The organism is Rhodococcus (subgen. Prescottella) equi (assembly GCF_003013675.1).
Lineage (GTDB): Bacteria > Actinomycetota > Actinomycetes > Mycobacteriales > Mycobacteriaceae > Prescottella > Prescottella equi.
The window spans coordinates 3,985,413-4,003,695 of sequence record NZ_CP027793.1; the positions used below are offsets into that span (position 1 = coordinate 3,985,413).

Annotated in this window: 8 protein-coding genes; 6 read left to right on the top strand and 2 right to left on the bottom strand. The window is 68.4% G+C overall.

Annotated features, from left to right (window positions below; all coding sequences use genetic code 11):
* Positions 1-20 precede the first annotated feature (20 nt).
* The gene (rpsJ, locus tag C7H75_RS18685) at positions 21-326 is read right to left on the bottom strand and encodes a 30S ribosomal protein S10 (protein ID WP_003938093.1); all 306 of its coding nucleotides are present in this window, start codon (positions 324-326) and stop codon (positions 21-23) included.
* A gap of 485 nt (positions 327-811) precedes the next feature.
* Between rpsJ and C7H75_RS18690 the strand changes: the two genes are divergently transcribed.
* The 6 genes from C7H75_RS18690 (at position 812) to C7H75_RS18715 (ending at position 6,128) form a co-directional block, all read left to right on the top strand.
* The gene (locus tag C7H75_RS18690) at positions 812-1,291 is read left to right on the top strand and encodes a hotdog fold domain-containing protein (RefSeq protein ID WP_013416892.1); all 480 of its coding nucleotides are present in this window, start codon (positions 812-814) and stop codon (positions 1,289-1,291) included.
* A gap of 148 nt (positions 1,292-1,439) precedes the next feature.
* Positions 1,440-2,126 (top strand): GntR family transcriptional regulator, encoded by a 687-nt coding sequence (locus tag C7H75_RS18695; RefSeq protein ID WP_084847500.1) that lies wholly within the window; start codon positions 1,440-1,442, stop codon positions 2,124-2,126.
* A gap of 197 nt (positions 2,127-2,323) precedes the next feature.
* A complete protein-coding gene (locus C7H75_RS18700; RefSeq protein WP_005518359.1) occupies positions 2,324-3,295 on the top strand; it encodes a daunorubicin resistance protein DrrA family ABC transporter ATP-binding protein in 972 nt (323 codons plus the stop codon).
* A complete protein-coding gene (locus tag C7H75_RS18705) occupies positions 3,292-4,155 on the top strand; it encodes an ABC transporter permease (RefSeq protein ID WP_106851682.1) in 864 nt (287 codons plus the stop codon). Before C7H75_RS18700 ends, C7H75_RS18705 begins: the two co-directional genes overlap by 4 nt.
* A complete protein-coding gene (locus C7H75_RS18710) occupies positions 4,152-5,024 on the top strand; it encodes an ABC transporter permease (RefSeq protein WP_005518353.1) in 873 nt (290 codons plus the stop codon). The genes C7H75_RS18705 and C7H75_RS18710 overlap by 4 nt, the downstream gene beginning before the upstream one ends.
* 171 nt (positions 5,025-5,195) lie before the next feature.
* Entirely contained in the window at positions 5,196-6,128 is a 933-nt protein-coding gene (locus tag C7H75_RS18715) for an esterase/lipase family protein (RefSeq protein ID WP_106851683.1), read from the top strand.
* A gap of 79 nt (positions 6,129-6,207) precedes the next feature.
* Here C7H75_RS18715 and C7H75_RS18720 read toward each other — a convergent pair whose 3' ends face one another.
* Positions 6,208-18,282 (bottom strand): non-ribosomal peptide synthetase, encoded by a 12,075-nt coding sequence (locus C7H75_RS18720; protein WP_449421212.1) that lies wholly within the window; start codon positions 18,280-18,282, stop codon positions 6,208-6,210.
* Between the last annotated feature and the right edge of the window lies 1 nt (position 18,283).

The following is an 18,283-nucleotide window of genomic DNA, read 5'->3' on the forward strand; positions in this document are numbered from 1 at the left end:
TCCGCTGCGTCTTCCCAAGCTCACTGGATGTTCACGTCGACGCTGGCCGGAAGGTCGATGCGCATGAGCGCGTCGACCGTCTTCGGCGTCGGGTCGAGGATGTCGATCAGCCGCTTGTGAGTACGCATCTCGAAGTGCTCGCGCGAGTCCTTGTACTTGTGCGGCGAGCGGATGACGCAGTACACGTTCTTCTCGGTAGGCAACGGCACCGGGCCGACCACGCGTGCCCCGGTACGGGTCACCGTCTCGACGATCTTGCGCGCTGACGCGTCGATCGCCTCGTGGTCATAGGCCTTGAGCCTGATGCGGATCTTCTGTCCCGCCACGCTTGTGTCCTTTTCTTGCCGCGTTTCGTAGAACCCGAACGAGCCGGGGACTACCTCGTCTGCACAGCCCTCGGCTGAAACACGACACGAACAACACACACTCGCGATCGAGACATCACTCGATCCGCTGCCGCTGTTCATGTGTCATGGTTCTCCGGTCCACGCGGTCGGGCGTGTCGCCCTGTCGCTCATTCCCCGGCCCCGGAAATCCCTTCCCAGGAGCCGCGAGAACCGCACCGGATGCACCCGCGAGGGGCGCAAACTTTGGGTACTGCTTCCGTCTTGCATCGTCGTGACCAGGCACTTCGTCCCGATACTCGACTTTCATCCAGCCCGACTCGGGTCGCAACGGAGCGCGTCCCAGTCAAGGCAACCCGATCAGTATGCCGTAGCCGACCCTCGAGATCAAATCGCAGTCGCTCGGACTTCCGAGGTCAGCGGGCGAATCCGACCAAGCCATCTTACTCGTGAGTAAGATCTCCGCCATGACATCGACCCCCACCGCCACGTACCGAAGCTGGCAGAAGTTGCCCGCCAACGGATTCGGGCGCGCGCTGTTCTCCCTCGGCATGTGTGTGCGAGTGCCGTACTTCGCGACGGTGCTTCCGACCGTCGACCGGCTCGAGCCCGGACACTGCGAGGTGACCGCGCCGAAATGGTGGGGTGTGCACAACCACATCGGCACCTTCCACGCGATCGCGGCCTGCAATCTCGCCGAGGCGGCCATGGGGATGCTCGCGGAGGCGACCGTGCCGGTCGGTCATCGGTGGATCCCCAAGGCGATGAACGTCCGCTACCTCGCGAAGGCACAGTCCCGGCTGCGCGCGACTGCGACCCTCGACCGGATCCCCGACTTCGACACCGTCACCGAGGGAACGGAACTGACCATCCCGGTGTCGATCCGCGACCGCGCCGGCACGGAGGTCGTGCACGCCGACATCACCGTCTGGGTGACGCCCGCCTGACCGAGCGCCTCGCCGTGAGGGCGAGCGAACCCGGACCCGATATATTTGATCCGATCCGATTTTGTTGCACGCATCACACCAGCGGCCCCTGCCGGCCCCGGCCGGGACCCGCGGACGAAGCGGGCACGCGTCCTGCCGAGGAGAAGTCATGGCCCCGCCCGCAGCCCGGTCGACGGGAAATCTCCGACGCCGTCCCCAGTTGTCCGACGACGTCGCGGTGCACGTGCGCAATGTGATCATGTCGGGCGGCGTGCGCCCGGGCGAGTTCATCCGCCTCGACGAGACCGCGGCCGAACTCGGCGTGAGCGTCACCCCCGTCCGCGAGGCTCTGTTGACCTTGCGGGGCGAGGGACTCGTGGAGCTGGTCCCCCACCGCGGCTACGTCGTCGCCCCGCTGAGCCGCGACGACGTCAACGACGTCTTCTGGCTGCAGGGCCGGATCGCCGAGGAGTTGGCCGGACGGGCCGTCGACCACGTCGACGACGAGGCGCTCGCCGAGCTGACCGCGATCAACGATCGGCTGCGGCAGGCCGTCGAACTCGGGGACGCTCTCCGGATCGAGGAACTCGAGTTCGCCTTCCACCGGATCATCAATCGTTTGGCAGGGGCCCGGAAGTTGTCGTGGTTCCTGCTCGGCGCCACTCGCTACACCCCGGTCCATTTCTATTCGGCCGATCGCGAGTGGGGAGACGAGGCCGTGGCCAGCCACGCGCGACTCGTCGCGGCCCTCGCCGCTCGGGACCACGCCGGCGTCGCGGACGAGACCCGCGCCCATTTCGACGACGGCGCGAAGCGTCTGGTTCGACACCTGGAAACGATCGGAATCTGGGACTGATCGCCTGGTCAGGCAGGTCGCCGGCCGGGAACTCGGACGCGGCGGACGAACGGTGCGCCGGTCCGTGGACGGCTTGTGGCGGCCGCCACGCGGGTAACATTCCCCGGCAGCGGCGGGAATACACGTCGACGGAGGACGGCCCCTTGGCCCCCGAATGGCGGAGAGCCATCCAACCCAGGTGAACTAGCGGAGTGTCGATGCCAATATTCCAGGACGCAGCCGTGCTCGTCGACGACGTCCACAAGTCCTTCGGCGAGGTGAAGGCTCTGCAGGGCGTCAGCTTCGAAGCCAAGCGCGGGACGGTTCTGGGCATCCTCGGCCCCAACGGCGCCGGCAAGACGACCACCGTGAAGGTTCTGTCGACGCTGCTGCGACCGGACCGGGGCCGTGCGCTGGTCGCGGGACACGACGTCGTCACGCACGCCGCCGACGTCCGCCGTTCGATCATGATGACGGGCCAGTACGCAGCGCTCGACGAGACGCTGTCGGGCCGGGAGAACATCGAACTGTTCGGGCGTCTGATGGGCCTGGATCGCGCCTCCGCGAAGCAGCGGGCGCAGGATCTGCTCACCGAGTTCGATCTGCTCGACACGGGCAAGCGCCCGGTCCGCGGCTATTCCGGCGGCATGCGCCGGCGCATCGACATCGCGTGCGGACTGGTCGTGCGCCCGGAGGTCGTGTTCCTGGACGAGCCGACGACCGGACTCGATCCGCGCAGCCGCCAGGGTGTGTGGGCGCTCGTCGACACCCTCAAGGAACAGGGCATCACGGTGCTGCTGACCACGCAGTACCTGGAGGAGGCGGACCTGCTCAGCGACAACATCATCGTCATCGACCGCGGCACCGTCATCGCGGAGGGCACCGCCGATCAGCTCAAGGAGCGCACGGGCGGCAGCTACTGCGAGGTCGTCCCCCTGGATCCGCAGAAGTTGCCGTGGGCGATCCACGCGCTCGGCAATCTGGTTCCGCACGAGATCCGCACCGAGATCGCCGAAGGCGCCGATCGCGTGTCCGTGCCGGCCCCCGACGGCGCCGCCACGCTGTCCGAGGCGCTGCGCCGCCTGGACGCGGCGGGCATCGAGCTCGCCGACATCGCGCTGCGCCGGCCGTCCCTCGACGACGTCTTCCTCTCCCTGACCGGTCATTCCGCTCCGGGGGCCGAGCGATGACCTCTGGGGCCAACAGCGCGGCGGAGAGGCTGGCGGTTTCCGCGGCCTCCGAGCGGGCTTCGGTGGCGGTTCCGGCCAAGCGCGTCGGCTCGCACCGGCGTCCGGACCCCAACGGGTTCCAGCAGTGGCTCGCGCTCACCGGCCGCAGCCTCAAGACGATGGTGAAGACCGGCGAGCTCGCGGTCGCGGTGATCGCGCCGCTGATCTTCACCGTCGGCTTCTATCTGCCGCTGCGGTTCGTGATGAAGCTCCAGGGCGTCGACTACGCGCAGTTCCTCATGCCGATCATCGTGTTGCAGGCGATGGCCTTCACGGCCATCTCAGCGTCGCAGGTCGCCTCGGTGGAGTCGCTGCTCGGCCTGACGACGAGACTCAAGACGATGCCCGTCGCGGGACCCGTGCCACTGCTCTCGCGCATGACCCGCGCCCTCGTCCGGTCTGTGATCACCCTCGTGGCGGCGTTGGCGTACGGCTACGCCATCGGTTTCCGGTTCAGCGCGGGCGCGGCGCAGGCAGCGCTGTTCTGCGCGTTGGCGCTGTCCATCAGTGTGGCGCTGTCGCTGGGTGCGGACGCGATCGGCACCCTGGCGAAGTCCCCCGAGGCGACGTCCCAGGCGCTCGCGCTGCCGCAGCTGATCCTCGGCATGCTGTCGTGCGGCTTCGTCCCGGAGACCGGGTTCCCCGAATGGATCCGGCCGTTCGTGCGCAACCAGCCGATCTCGCAGTTCTCGTTCGCGATGCGGGACATGGCCGAGGGCGGGGTCACCGCGTCGTCGCTCTTTCCGGCCGTCGCGTGGTGTGTGGGTCTGGTCGTGGTCTTCGCGCCACTGGCCGTGTGGGCGAGTATGAGGCGCAAATGAGTGAATCCCCGGAACGCACGATGACGTCGAGCCGAGCGGCGCGGGCGTCTGCTTCCTCCATCGATTTCCCGCCGCCCACCGAGGCGTGGCCGGAGTCGTCCCCCAAGGCGTTGTGGGTGCACAGCACCGTCCAGTGCCGACGTCTCCTCAAGCGCTGGTCGCGGGATCCTTCCACGATGATCCAGGCGCTGCTCTATCCGGCCCTCACCCTCGTGATGTTCCGGATCGTCATCGGCAACACCGTGACGGCAGCGACGGGACAACCCGCCGTCTACGGTCAGGTTCCGATGATCATCCTGATCGGTGCCATGTTCGGTTCCATCGTCAGCGCCGTCGGATTGCGGGCCGAACGCAAGAACGGCCTACTGTCGCGCTTCTGGACGCTGCCGATCCATCGGGCCGCCGGTCTGGTGGGCCGCATGATGGCGGAAGCCGTGCGCGTGACCATCACCACGATCGTCATCCTCGTGGTGGGTGTCTTCCTCGGATTCCGGCTGACGCAGGGATTCCTGCCGAGTGTGTTCCTGGTGATCCTGCCGGTGATCTTCGGCATGGGCTTCGCGATGATGGTGACCGCGCTGGCCACCGTGTCGGGCGACGCGCCGCTGGTCGAACTCGTGTCGATCGGCTGCACCCTGTTGATGTTCTTCAACTCGGGTTTCGTGCCGGTCATGGCGTATCCGACCTGGTTGCAGCCGGTGGTGGCGGCGCAGCCGATGTCGTGCGCGATCGATGCGATGCGCGGGCTGGCGATGGGTGGTCCGATCCTCGAACCCGTGCTGCAGACCCTGGCATGGTCGTTCGGCATGATGGCCGTGTTCGTGTATCCGGCGATCAAGGGCTACCGGCGCGCGGCCGCAACCGGCTGAGCGCGTTCGCCTCCGGCTCGGTACGGGCCGTCCGCAATACATCTCACGTTCACCCTCCCCGGAGGGTGAATGTGCGCTTCGTCTGATATTTGTTTCAGTGAGTTCAGAGGGTTGGGTTTCCGTCCGCTGTGCTTCATCCCTCCCCTTTTTCTGTTCTCCAGGAGCATCCGCATGGCTTTTCGGCGGCGCCCGGCAGCGAAATTCCTCGCCGCCGCGGCCGTGGTCCTCTTCGGCGCACTCGGTTTCCCACCGCCCGCCGCGACAGCAGATCCCGGACCGGGCCGGGCCGACCTGCCGGGGGCGTTGACGTCCGCCCCTCCCCCCGGCGCCAACGACTGGAACTGCCGCCCCGGCGCAAGGCACCCACGCCCGGTGATCCTCGTCCACGGCACCGGCATGGACATGGGCAGCTGGGGCGCACTGTCCCCCGCACTGCAACGCGAGGGATACTGCGTCTTCGCCCTGGACTACGGCCTGGCGACGGGCGCGTGGGGTCGCGGTGACATCCGTGCCTCGGCCCGTGAGCTGGCGGGCTTCGTCGATGCGGTGCGGGCCCGGACCGGCGCCGCACAGGTGGACGTCGTCGGCCATTCCCAGGGCGGGACGATGACGCGGCAGTACCTGCGGTTCGAGGGCGGCGCGGATCCGAGCGATCCGTCACGCAACAAGATCCGCAGGCTGGTGATGCTCGGCCCCACGACGCACGGAACGACGTTCGGCGGTCTGCAGGCCTTCGTCGACGCCTTCACGTCGCTTCGACTCACCGACGAGCCGACCAACGAATGGCTCGCCGGTCTGGGTTTCGGGCTCGCCTCGTACCAGCAGATGATCGGATCGAAGTTCCTCGCCGCCCTCAACGCCGGCCACGAAACCGTGCCGGGTGTCGACTACCGGGTCATCGCGTCCCGAAGCGACACGGTCGTCACGCCGCCCGAAGGGTCGTTCCTGGTCCCGGGCCCCGGGTCGTCCGTCCTCAACGAGTGGATCCAGGACAGTTGCCCGGCGGCGAACGTCTCGCACGTGGGACTGCTCGACGATCCGCGTTCGATCTTCCTGGTCAGGCGCGCGCTCGACCCGAGCCTGCCCGGCGCGGTCCCCTGCTGACGGGTCCCCGGCCGCCGTCGACGGCGTGAACACACCGGTGGCCGCTCCTTCCTCGGGAGGAGCGGCCACCGGTGTCCGTTCAGCGACGCAGGTACCGGTCGAGTGCCGGTCCGACCACTTCGAGCGCGGTCGGTGACAGCAGCTGCCGGTGTCCGGCCGCGACCGGTACGACCTCGACCGATCCACCGACGGAATCGCGCCAGCCCGCCGCGCCGTCGGCCTCTCCCATGTCTGCGCTGAAGTACAGCAGATCTCCGTCGAAGTCACCCGGACGGTAGCGGTCGAGGAGACCGAACGAGTGCGCGATGCTCTCGACGATGCGTTCCCAGTCCGCGCCGGTGATGCGGTCGAACGGTGCCGGCAGTCTGCGCAGGATGGTGTCGACGCGCTCGGGATCCAGCTGTCGGAGCGCGACGTCGCCACCGGCGAGTTCGGCCGCGAAATCACCGAGTAGGTCGGCCAGCGAGGGGTCCTCGTACTCGGCGACGCCCGTCTCCGGATCGGCGACATGGCTGTCGAGCATGGCGAGGGTCTGCACCGTCTCGCCCATGTCCCGCAGCTGTACCGCCATGGCGTGGGCGATCGATCCGCCGAGGGACCAGCCGACGAGGTGGTAGGGGCCGCTCGGCTGGATCCGCCGGATCCGGTCGACGTACAGCGCCGCCCATTCCTCGATGCTGGCGGGAAAATCGACGTCCTCGCTCAGGGCGGGCGACTGGATGCCGTAGATCGGACGGTCCTCGTCGACGTACCCGGCCAGACCGGCGAAGCTCCACGACAGGCCGGTGACCGGGTGGAGGCAGAACAGTGGCTCCGACGTTCCCGAGGCCCGCAACGGCAGCACCACACCGAGGCCGGCGGTCTCGTCGTCGCCGCGGTCCGCGTCGGCGTGTGCACCGGATTCGATCCGCGCCGCGATGCTCTCGACCGTGGGCTCGACGAACATCCACTGCAGCGGCAGCGGGACGCCGAGAGCGTCGCGCAGCGCGGCCACGACGGTCACCGCGACGAGCGAGTTGCCGCCGAGGTCGAAGAACTCGTCGTCCAGACCGACGTCGTCGACCCCGAGGGCATCGGCGAAGGCACGGGCCACGGCCTTCTCGACCGGCGTCTCCGGAGCCCGGAACTGCCGCGGCTCGACCGCAGGGGCCGGCAGCGCCTTGCGGTCGATCTTGCCGTTCACGTTCAACGGGAGGGCCTCGAGTTCGACGAACACCGACGGCACCATGTACGACGGCAGGCCGCTCGCGAGGTCGGCCGCAAGTGCGGCGGTGCCGATCGGCGCGGTGCCCGCCGGCACGATGTACGCCACCAGCCGGTCGCCGGATCGGCCGTCGTTACGCACGATGACGGCCGCTTCGGCAACGTCGGGGTGCGCCCGCAACGCGGCCTCGATCTCGCCGAGTTCGATGCGGAATCCGCGCACCTTGACCTGGAAGTCGGCGCGACCGACATAGTCGAGGGTGCCGTCGGTGCGCCATGCGACGACGTCACCGGTGCGGTACATCCGCTCCCCCGCCGGACCGTAGGGGTCGGCGACGAATCGGTCGGCGGTCAGCGCCGGGCGACCGAAGTAGCCGCGCGCCAACTGGGCGCCGGCGAGGTACAGCTCACCGGGCACACCGACGGGGACGGGCCGCAGTCTGTCGTCGAGGACGAGCAGTCGCGTGTTCCATTCGGGGCCGCCGATCGGTACCGCGGAGCCGGTGGTGTCCGCGACGCGCTGCGCCGTGACCGACACCGCGGCCTCGGTGGGCCCGTAGAGGTTGAACAGCTCGGCGGTGCCCGCCGCCACGAAGCGGGCGGCGGTGTCGGCAGGCAGCACCTCGCCGATCGCGAGGACCCGGCGCAGCGACTCGGGCAGCCGGTCTCCGGACTCGACCAGCAGCGCCTGCAGCATCGAGGGCACCGCGTGCAGCGTGGTCACCTTCTCGCGGCGCATCAACGAATCGAGGTAGCCGGGGTCGCGGTGGCCGTCCGCGGTGGCGACGACTAGTCGTCCACCGGACGTCAGCGCCGACCAGAACTCCCACACCGACAGGTCGAACGTCGCCGCGGTCTTGAGCAACGCGGCATCCGAGGCGTCCAGGCCGTATTCGGCGCGCTTCCATTCCAATTGGTTGACGATCGCCGCGTGGCTGACGGCGACGCCCTTGGGCCGACCCGTCGAACCCGACGTGAAGATCACGTAGGCGGTGTTCGCAGGTCGCAGCGGCGACGTGCGTTCGCGATCGGTGATCGGACGGCCGTCGTGCTCCGTGCCGTCGATCAGGTCGACGTGCAGCACGGGCAGGTGTGCAGGCGTCTCGACATCCTCGCGGGAGGTGGCCAGCACGCAGACCGGCTGCGCCGTGTCGAGGATGTAGGCGGTGCGGTCCGCGGGATGGTCCGGGTCGATCGGCACGTAGGCGCCACCGGCCTTGGCGACGGCGTACATGCCGACGATCAGGTCGGCCGAGCGCCGCATTGCCAGCGCGACACGGGATTCCGGTCCGACGCCCATCCCGATCAGGCGACGCGCCAAGCGGTTGACCCGCGCGTCGAACTCCGCGTAGGACAGTCGTTCCCCCTCGGCCACGACGGCCGGGGCGTGGGGGGCGGCCGCGACCTGGGCGTCGAACAGGTCGACCAGTGTGAGGTCGTCGGCGACCGGATGCCGGGTCGAATTCCACCGGTCGAGTACCTGGTCGCGCTCGTCGGCGTCGATCATCTCGAGGTCACCGACCGAGACCGACGCATCGGCGACGACACCGCGCAGGATGCGGGCGTACATCTGCGCGAACCGGTGGGCCGTCGCCTCGGTGAACAGGTCCGTCGCATACGTGAAGTCGACGCTGAAATCGGCCGGTTCGCCGTTCGCGTCCACGTTGTCGACGATCGTGGCGTGCAGATCGAACTTGGCGAGTTCGAAGTCGACGTCGACCGGGGCGACCGCGAGTCCCGGAAGTTCGAGGACCTCGTTCTTCATGTTCTGGAAGGAGAAGCCCACCTGGAAGAGTGGGTGCCGGGCCCGGGAGCGGACCGGGTTGAGGACCTCGACGAGACGCTCGAACGGAACATCGTCGTTCGCGAAGGCGTCGAGGTCGGCTGTGCGCACGCGTTCGAGCAGATCGCCGAACGACTCCGCGAGGTCGACCTCGACCCTCAGGGCGAGGGTGTTGACGAACATGCCGATCAGGTCGTCGAGCGCGGACTCACCGCGGCCCCCCACCGGGGTGCCGACCACGATGTCGCCGCTGCGCGACAGCCGCGCCAGCAACACCGCCAAGGCCGCGTGCATGACCATGAACGAGCTCGCACCGTGCTCGCGGCCCAATTCCACCAGGCCGCGATGTGTTTCGGCGTCGACCGAGGCACCGACGGTGGCGCCGGTGTACGACTGCACGGCCGGCCGCGGCATATCCGTGGGCAGATCGAGCTGATCCGGGATGCCGGCCAGTCTCTCCTTCCAGAAGGCGATCTGCTTCGCGATCACCGAATCCGGATCGTCCTCGGAACCGAGAGTCTCGCGCTGCCAGACGGCGTAGTCCGCGTACTGCACGTCCAGCGGAGCCCATCCGGGCGCGGCATCGGACGCTCGCGCAACGTACGCGGTCATGACGTCTCGAACCAGTGGCCCCATCGACACGCCGTCCGCGGAGATGTGGTGCACCACGAGCGCCAGCACGTACGACGACGGCGACAGTTCCAACAGACGCACCCGCAGCGGCACTTCGGCCGTGACGTCGAACGCGGTCAGCGCGATCGCGCTCAGCCGCTCTGCCAACGAATCGGCGCCCACCTTCTCCGGACCGAAGTCCCAGTCGGCCACCACATCCTCGACGGGGAGCACCGACTGGTACCCGACGCCGTCGTGCTCGGGATACCGGGTGCGCAGCGCGTCGTGCCGCGACACGACGTCGACGACCGCCTGGCGAAGGGCCTCGACGTCGAGGTCTCCGGTGAGCCGGACGGCGATCGGAATGTTGTTCACCGCAGACTCGGGCTCGAGGCGGTTGAGGAACCACATGCGCTGCTGCGCGAGCGACAGCGGGATCCGGCCGTCGTGGGTGCGGGCCACGAGTGCGTGCCGGACCGCTCCGGTGAACGATTCCAGGCGTGCCGCAAGGGCTTCCACGGTGGAAGCATCGAACAACTCGCGGACGGGGACCCGGGTGCCGAGGGCCGCCCCGAGCCGGGCCACGAGCTTGGTCGCGACGAGCGAGTTTCCGCCGAGATCGAAGAAGTCGTCGTCGAGGCCTGCCCGGTCGACTCCCAGGACGTCCACGAACGCCCGCGCGACGAGCTCCTCCGTCGGGGACGCCGGGGCCCGGAAGTCGCGTGCCTCGAAGTTCGGTGCCGGCAGGGCCTGGCGATCGAGCTTGCCGACCGCGGTGAGCGGTACCTCGTCCAGGACGATGATCGACGCGGGCACCATGTACGACGGCAGCAACGACGCCACATGAGCGGCCATCGTGTCGGCGTCGACCCCGTCGGCGAGAACGTACGACACCAACGCGGTCTGCCCGGACGGCATGGGGTGGCCCACGGTCGTCGCGAACGAGACGTCGGGGCAGTCCGTCAATGCGGCGTCGATCTCGCCCAGTTCGATTCGAAAGCCCCGGACCTTGACCTGGAAGTCCGAGCGGCCGACGTACTCGATCGACATGTCGGTGGCGCCCACCGCTTCTCCACTCGGCGACGCGGTCCACCGGACGACGTCACCGGTGCGGTACATCCGTTCTCCCGCAACGCCGTACGGGTTGGCCACGAAGCGGTCCGCCGTCAGCGCGGAGCGACCGTGGTAGCCGCGTGCCAGCGCGCCGCCCGACAGGTACAGCTCACCGGCGACGCCGCGGGGCACCGGACGCAACCGGGTGTCGAGGACGAGGGCTCCCACACCGGGTACGGGCCCGCCCACCGTGACGGGCTTGCCTGCGAACAACTCTCCTCGCGTCGAGATGATCGTGGTCTCGGTGGGACCGTACGCGTTGAAGAACTGCCGGTCGGGCGCCCAGTTCCCGACGAGTTCGGTGGTCGACGCGTCGCCACCCACGGACAGCAGACGCAGATCGTCGAGGCCCTCGGGGTTCATCGATCCGAGAACGGCGGGCGTGATGATCGCGACGGTCACCTTGCGCTCGGCGAGCAGAGCATGCAGCTCCTCTCCGCCGAGGATCGTCGGGGGAACGACGACGAGCTCCGCACCCGCCGCCGCAGCGACGGCCCACTCGAACACGGACGGATCGAAACTCGGCGAGCAGATGTGCAGCACACGATCCGATGCGGTCACCGAGTACAGCTCGACGGACTGATCCACCAGACCCGACAGACCACGGTGCGTCACCACGACGCCCTTCGGCCTGCCCGTCGATCCCGACGTGTAGATCACGTAGGCGGCGTGATCGAGCAGCAGGGGCCGGGTCCGGTCTCCGTCGGTGACGGGTGCCGCGGAATGCCCGGCCTCGACGGCGGACCGTTCGAGGTCGTCGAGCGACCACCACGAGACCGCGTCCGGCAGATCGGTGATCGAGTCGGCTACGGCGATACCCAATGCCGCAGCCGAGTCCGTCACCATGTGTTCGATCCGGTCCTCCGGATACGTCGGGTCCACCGGCACGAAGGCGGCGCCCGTCTTCGCGACCGCCCACACGCACAGCACCATCTCCCAGGAGCGAGGGAACGACAGAGCGACGACGCTCTCCGGTCCGATGCCCCGACCGATCAGCTCACGCGCGATGACACTCGAACGCTCGTCGAGGTCCCCGTACGTCAGTGCGATGTCGCCGCAGCCGAGTGCGGGAGCGTCGGGATCGGCGGCCACGTTGCGGCCGAGAATTTCGGTGAGGGTCTCGAGTCGCGCCACCGGCGGTCCGGCGACGGTGGTGAGGGCCGCGAGTTCGCGATCCGAGAGCAGCGCCGCGTCCCCCACCGGGACCGAGGCGTCGGAGACGAGCGAGTCGAGCAGCCGCACGAATCGTTCGCCGATCGAGACGACGGTCGGTGCGTCGAACAGATCGGTGGCGTAGGTCATTCCGATCGACAGTCCTGCGCGATCAGAATCGGCGTCGACGACGTCCGAGACGGTCACCTGCAGATCGAACTTGGCGAGCGCGATATCGAAGTCGACCCCCGACGCGGTGACCCCGGGCAGTTCCAGGGCCTGTCCCGCCACACCGCTCTGGAACGCGAGCGCCACCTGGAACAACGGGTGCCGTGCCTGTGAGCGTTCGGGATCGAGAATCTCGACGAGCCGCTCGAACGGGAGGTCGGCGTGCTCGAAAGCGGCCAGGTCGGTGGACCGAACCTGCGCGAGAAGATCGGCGAAGGACTGCCCGCCGTCGATCTCGGTGCGCAGGACCAGCGTGTTCACGAACATGCCGATCAGGTCGTCGAGCGCGGCCTCGCCGCGGCCGGCGACCGGGGTACCGATCGCCACGTCCGGGGTACCGCTCAGCCGCGCGAGCAGCACCGACAGCGCCGCGTGCACCACCATGAACGGCGACGCCGCGTGGGCCTGTGCGACGTCCTCGATCCGGGACCGGAGATCGGCATCGATCGAGAACGTATGCGTTGCACCGCCGTTGGATGCGACGGCGGGACGCGGACGGTCCGACGGCAGGTCGAGCTGGTCGGGAAGTCCGGCAAGCGCGGACGTCCAGTAGGCGACCTGTCGCGCGATCACCGAGTCCGGGTCGTCCTCGCTGCCGAGGACCTCGCGCTGCCACAGCGCGTAGTCGGCGTACTGCACGTCGAGCGGCGCCCAACCGGGGGCCTCTCCCCGACTGCGGGCCGCGTAGGCCGTCATCACGTCGCGCGCGAGCGGGCCCATCGAGACCCCGTCGGCCGCGATGTGGTGCAGCACCAGGACGAGTACGTACTCGCGGGAGGACAACGCGAAAGCTCTTGCACGGACCGGGATTTCGGCGGTGAGGTCGAATCCCTCGAGCGCCCACTCCTCGATACGGCCGACCAACGTGCCCTCGTCGGCCTGCTCGATCCCGAGATCGAAGTCGACGGTGTCAGGGCTCAGGATCTGCTGGCTTCCCACTCCGTCGACGTCGGGGAACACCGTGCGCAGCGACTCGTGGCGGGCAAGGACGTCCCGCACCGCCAGCGCCAGCGCCTCGGTATCCACATCGCCCGACAGCCGGATAGCGAGCGGAATGTTGTTCACCGCGGACTCGGGATCGAGCCGATTGAGGAACCACATGCGCTGCTGCGCCAACGACAACGGCACCCGCTCCGGCCGCGGACCCGCGACGAGCGCCTTACGCGCACCCGCACCCGCAAGCAACTGCACCCGCGCGGCAAGGGCCTCCACCGTCGACGCATCGAACAACACCCGCACCGGCACCTGCGCATCGAACGCCGCACCGAGACGCGCAGCGACCTGAGTCGCGACCAGAGAGTTACCGCCGAGCGCGAAGAAATCGTCGTCCAGACCCACCCGATCCACACCGAGCACGTCCGCGAACACACCCGCGACAACCTCCTCCGCCGCAGTCGTCGGAGCCCGGAACACCGTCGCCTCGAACACCGGCTCCGGCAACGCCTTCCGATCCAACTTGCCCGACGCATTCAACGGAAACGCATCGAGCACCACGAACATCTGCGGCACCATGTACGACGCCAGCGACGTCGCCAGCTGCGCCTTGACCGCAGTGGTGTCCAGATCCTGGTCCGCCACCACGTACGCGACCAGCTGATCATTCTTGACCAGCACCACCGACTGCGAGATCCCCGGCACCGCCAGCAGCGCCGTCTCGATCTCACCCAACTCGATCCGCAGACCACGCAACTTCACCTGGAAATCCGTGCGGCCGATGTACTCCAACTCACCCGAACTGGTCCACGTCACCAGGTCGCCCGTGCGATACATCCGCTCACCGCTATCGGAGAACGGGTTCGCCACGAAACGATCCGCCGTCAGATCACTGCGCCCCACATACCCGCGGGCCAACTGGGCACCCGCCAGATACAACTCACCCGGAACACCCACCGGCACCGGATTCAGACGCCCATCGAGCACGAACAGCTGCGTGTTCCACACCGGCGCACCGATCGGCACCGACGCCACATCAGCCGCAGTCACCTCGTGGAACGTCACATCCACCGCAGCCTCCGTCGGGCCATACAAATTGTGCAACGCCGCACCCGGCACCACATCACGCAGCCGCGCCGCCGTCGACGCCGGCAACGCCTCACCCGACGCGAACACGTTCCGCAGCGTCGTGACGTTCTTCGCCGCGGGCTCGGCCACGAACACCGACAACATCGACGGCACGAAATGCGCGACCGTCACACCACACTCGACCATCACCCGCACCAAATACGCCGGATCCCGATGCCCATCCGGCAACGCCACCACCAGCCGCGCACCCACCTGCAACGGCCAGAAGAACTCCCACACCGACACATCGAACGTGAACGGCGTCTTCTGCAACACCACATCCGCCGCAGCAAGCCCATACTCGGCCTGCATCCACACCAGACGATTCACGATCGCCCCATGCCCGACAGCCACACCCTTCGGCCGACCCGTCGAACCCGACGTGAAAATCACATACGCAGTGTTCGAACCACGCAGCGGCCCAATGCGATCCGCATCCGACACCGGGGCAGACGAGAACCCGGACACATCCACGTCGTCGAGAAGGACAACAGGGACAGACCTCTGCCCCGCAACCTCGAAACCGTCTCGCGACGTCGACAACACCACCGCCGGCGCAGCCGTGTCCAGGATGTAGCCGTTGCGCTCCGCGGGCTGATCAGGGTCGATCGGCACATACGCACCACCGGCCGCGAGCACCGCATACATGCCCACCAGCAGATCCACCGACCGCCGCATCCCCAGACCCACCAACGAGTCCGGCCCCACACCCTCCGCAATCAGCAACCGCGCAGTACGCCGCACCCGCGACGCGAACTCCGCATACGACAGCGCCTCACCCTCGAACACCACCGCAACCGCATCCGGCGTCCGCGCCACCTGCGCCTCGAACAGATCCACCAACGTTGCGTCCGGCACCGCCCGCGACGTCGCGTTCCACTCCCCCACCACCAACGACCGCTCGACCTCGTCCAGCAGGTCGATGTCGCCGACGACCCCCGACGGACGAGTGACCACCGAGTGGAGGATTCGCGCGAACCGGTCGCCGAAGATGCGCATGGTCGACGCGTCGAACAGGTCCGTCGCGTAGGTGAGTGCAACGGCATAGCCGGACTCGGCCCCGGACTCGAGAACCGTCACCTGCAGATCGAACTTCGCTGCAGCGGAGTCGAACTCGACCTCCGAAACGGCGAGGTCGCCGAGGGTGAACTCGGCATTCCCGAGGTTCTGGAACGTGAGCATCACCTGGAACAGCGGATGCCGCGCCTGCGAGCGCGCCGGGTCCAGAATCTCCACCAGCCGCTCGAACGGCACGTCCGCATGCCCGAACGCGGCCAGATCCGACGACCACACCTGCCCGAGCAACTCCTCGAACGACGCACCCGGTTGCACGTCCGCACGCAGCACCAGGGTGTTGACGAACATGCCGATCACATCGTCGAGAACAGCCTCACCACGACCCGCGACCGGCGTGCCGATCGCGATGTCCGACGTCCCACTCAACCGCGCCAACAGCACCGACAACGCCGCATGCACCACCATGAACGGCGTGACGGAGTGTTGGCGAGCGAACTCGTCGACAGCTCGGGACAGGTCTGCGTCGAGTGCGAACCGATGCGTGGCACCGTGATTGGTCGCGACCGCGGGGCGCGGGCGGTCGGTCGGCAGATCCAACTGGTCGGGAAGCCCGGCGAGCGCCTGCTTCCAGAACGAGATCTGCTGCGCCAGCACCGAGGTGGGATCGTCCTCGGCACCGAGCACTTCCCGCTGCCACAGCGTGTAGTCCGGGTACTGCACCGCGAGTGGTTCCCAACCGGGGGCGACTCCAGCGGAGCGAGCGGCGTACGCCGCCATGACGTCACGGGTCAACGGGCCGATCGAGAAGCCGTCGGCGGCGATGTGGTGCACGACGAAGACGAGCGCGTGTTCGGTGGGCGACACCGCGAACAACGCGGCCCGCAACGGGATGTCGGCGGTGAGGTCGAAACCTGCCCCCGTCAACGCAGCGACCCGCTCGAGAAGATCGTCGGCAGCGACGGTGTCCACCGGCAGCAGCTCGCCGATCTCGGCGGCCGGCTGCACCACCTGGTACCCGACACCGTCGACAGCGGGGAAGACGGTGCGCAGCGACTCGTGGCGTTCCACCACGTCCGCCACAGCCGCCCGCAGGGCCGGTACGTCGAGAGCTCCGGTCAACCGGATCGCGACCGGGATGTTGTTCACCGTCGAGTCGGGCTCGAACCGGTTCAGGAACCACATCCGCTGCTGCGCGAGCGACAGCGGGATCCGGTCCGGGCGCGGCCCGGCCGTGAGTTCCTTGCGCACAGGACCTGCGGAGTCTGCCCGGATCCGGGCGGCGAGCGCCTCGACGGTCGAGGCCTCGAACACCGCCCGCACCGGAATCTGGGCCCGGCCCGCCGCCGACAGGCGGGCGACCACCTGCGTTGCGATCAGCGAATTGCCGCCGAGCTCGAAGAAGTCGTCGTCGCGGCCCACCTGATCGACACCGAGAAGGTCGGCGAACACCGTCGCGACGAGTTCCTCGTCGCGGCCGACCGGCGCGCGGAACTCACGCGCCTCGAACACCGGCGCGGGCAGCGCCTGGCGGTCGAGTTTGCCGACCGGAGTCAGCGGAATCTCGTCGAGCAGCATCACCGTGGCCGGCACCATGTGCCGAGGGAGCGATCGGCCGACGAACTCCGGGAGCGCGGACGTTTCGAGCGTACGCCCGGGGACGGCGCGGACATACGCGACGAGCACCTTGCCACCGGCACCGGATTCGTGCGCGACGACGGCCGCGAAGTCCACGTCCTCGTGCGCCGCGAGGACCGCTTCGATCTCGCCCAGTTCGATGCGGAATCCACGGATCTTGACCTGGAAGTCGGATCGGCCGACGTATTCGATCTGCTGGGAGGCGTTCCACCGCACCACGTCGCCGGTCCGGTACATGCGAGTGCCGGGCTCACCGAACGGGCAGGCGACGAATCGTTCGGCGGTGAGTGCCGGTCGATCGTGGTAGCCGCGGGCGACGCCGGGCCCCCACACGTACAGCTCGCCGGCGACACCGGCGGGGGTGGGCCGCAGCCGGTCGTCGAGCACCGCCAGCGACATGCCTCGGGTGGGCCCACCGATCGTGATCGGTTGCCCGGGGACCAGCGGATCGGAGATGGCCGTCATGATCGTCGTCTCGGTCGGGCCGTACCCGTTGAAGAATCGACGACGCGGGTCGGCCCACCGCGACACCAGGTCCGGCGGGCACGCCTCGCCGCCGACGACGACGTCGAGGAACGTGTCGAGGCCTGTCGGGTCCACCGATGCCAGCGCTGCGGGCGTGACGAATCCGTGCGTGACCCGTTGCGCTGCAATGAGTGCGGCCAGTTCCTCGCCACCGTAGACCGTGGGCGGGGCGATGACCATCGTCGATCCGGAACCGACCGCGAGGAGCAGTTCCAGGACCGAGGCGTCGAAGCTCGGCGAGGCGAAGTGGAGGGTGCGCGATTGCGGCGTGAGATTGTACCGCTGCACCTGCTCGGCGCAGAAATCCGCGAGACCGGCCTGGGTGACGACCACCCCCTTCGGCCGCCCGGTCGAGCCGGAGGTGTAGATCACGTAGGCCGCGTCGGCATCGGTCAGGCTTCGGGTCCGGTCTGCGAACGAGATCGGCTCCGACGAGTGCTCGGCCAGGACACGGTCGAACTCGTCGTCCAGGATCAGCCATTCGACGGAATCGGGGAGAGAGTCACGAGCCTCCGTGGTGGTCAGGCCGAGCACGACCCCGGAATCCGACACCATGTGGGCGACACGGTCGGCCGGATAGTTCGGGTCGATCGGCACGTAGGCTGCGCCCGACTTCGCGACGCCCCACACCGACGACACCGACTCGATCGAGCGCGGTACGGCGACGGCAACGGCGTCTCCTGGTCCGATGCCGCGTTCGATGAGGACCCGGGCGAGACGAGACGACCAGGCGTCGAGGTCCGCGTAGGTGCGGGAGCGGTCCTGGTAGACGAGGGCTGTCGCCGACGGGTCGCGTTCGACCGCCGACGCCAGCAGCTGCGGCAAC

Excerpts from the sequence above, each read along its gene's own strand:
- C7H75_RS18690 (WP_013416892.1), top strand. The coding sequence starts at position 812 with ATGACATCGACCCCCACCGCCACGTACCGAAGCTGGCAGAAGTTGCCC.
- C7H75_RS18705 (WP_106851682.1), top strand. The coding sequence starts at position 3,292 with ATGACCTCTGGGGCCAACAGCGCGGCGGAGAGGCTGGCGGTTTCCGCG.
- C7H75_RS18710 (WP_005518353.1), top strand. The coding sequence starts at position 4,152 with ATGAGTGAATCCCCGGAACGCACGATGACGTCGAGCCGAGCGGCGCGG.
- C7H75_RS18715 (WP_106851683.1), top strand. The coding sequence starts at position 5,196 with ATGGCTTTTCGGCGGCGCCCGGCAGCGAAATTCCTCGCCGCCGCGGCC.
- C7H75_RS18700 (WP_005518359.1), top strand. The coding sequence starts at position 2,324 with ATGCCAATATTCCAGGACGCAGCCGTGCTCGTCGACGACGTCCACAAG.
- C7H75_RS18695 (WP_084847500.1), top strand. The coding sequence starts at position 1,440 with ATGGCCCCGCCCGCAGCCCGGTCGACGGGAAATCTCCGACGCCGTCCC.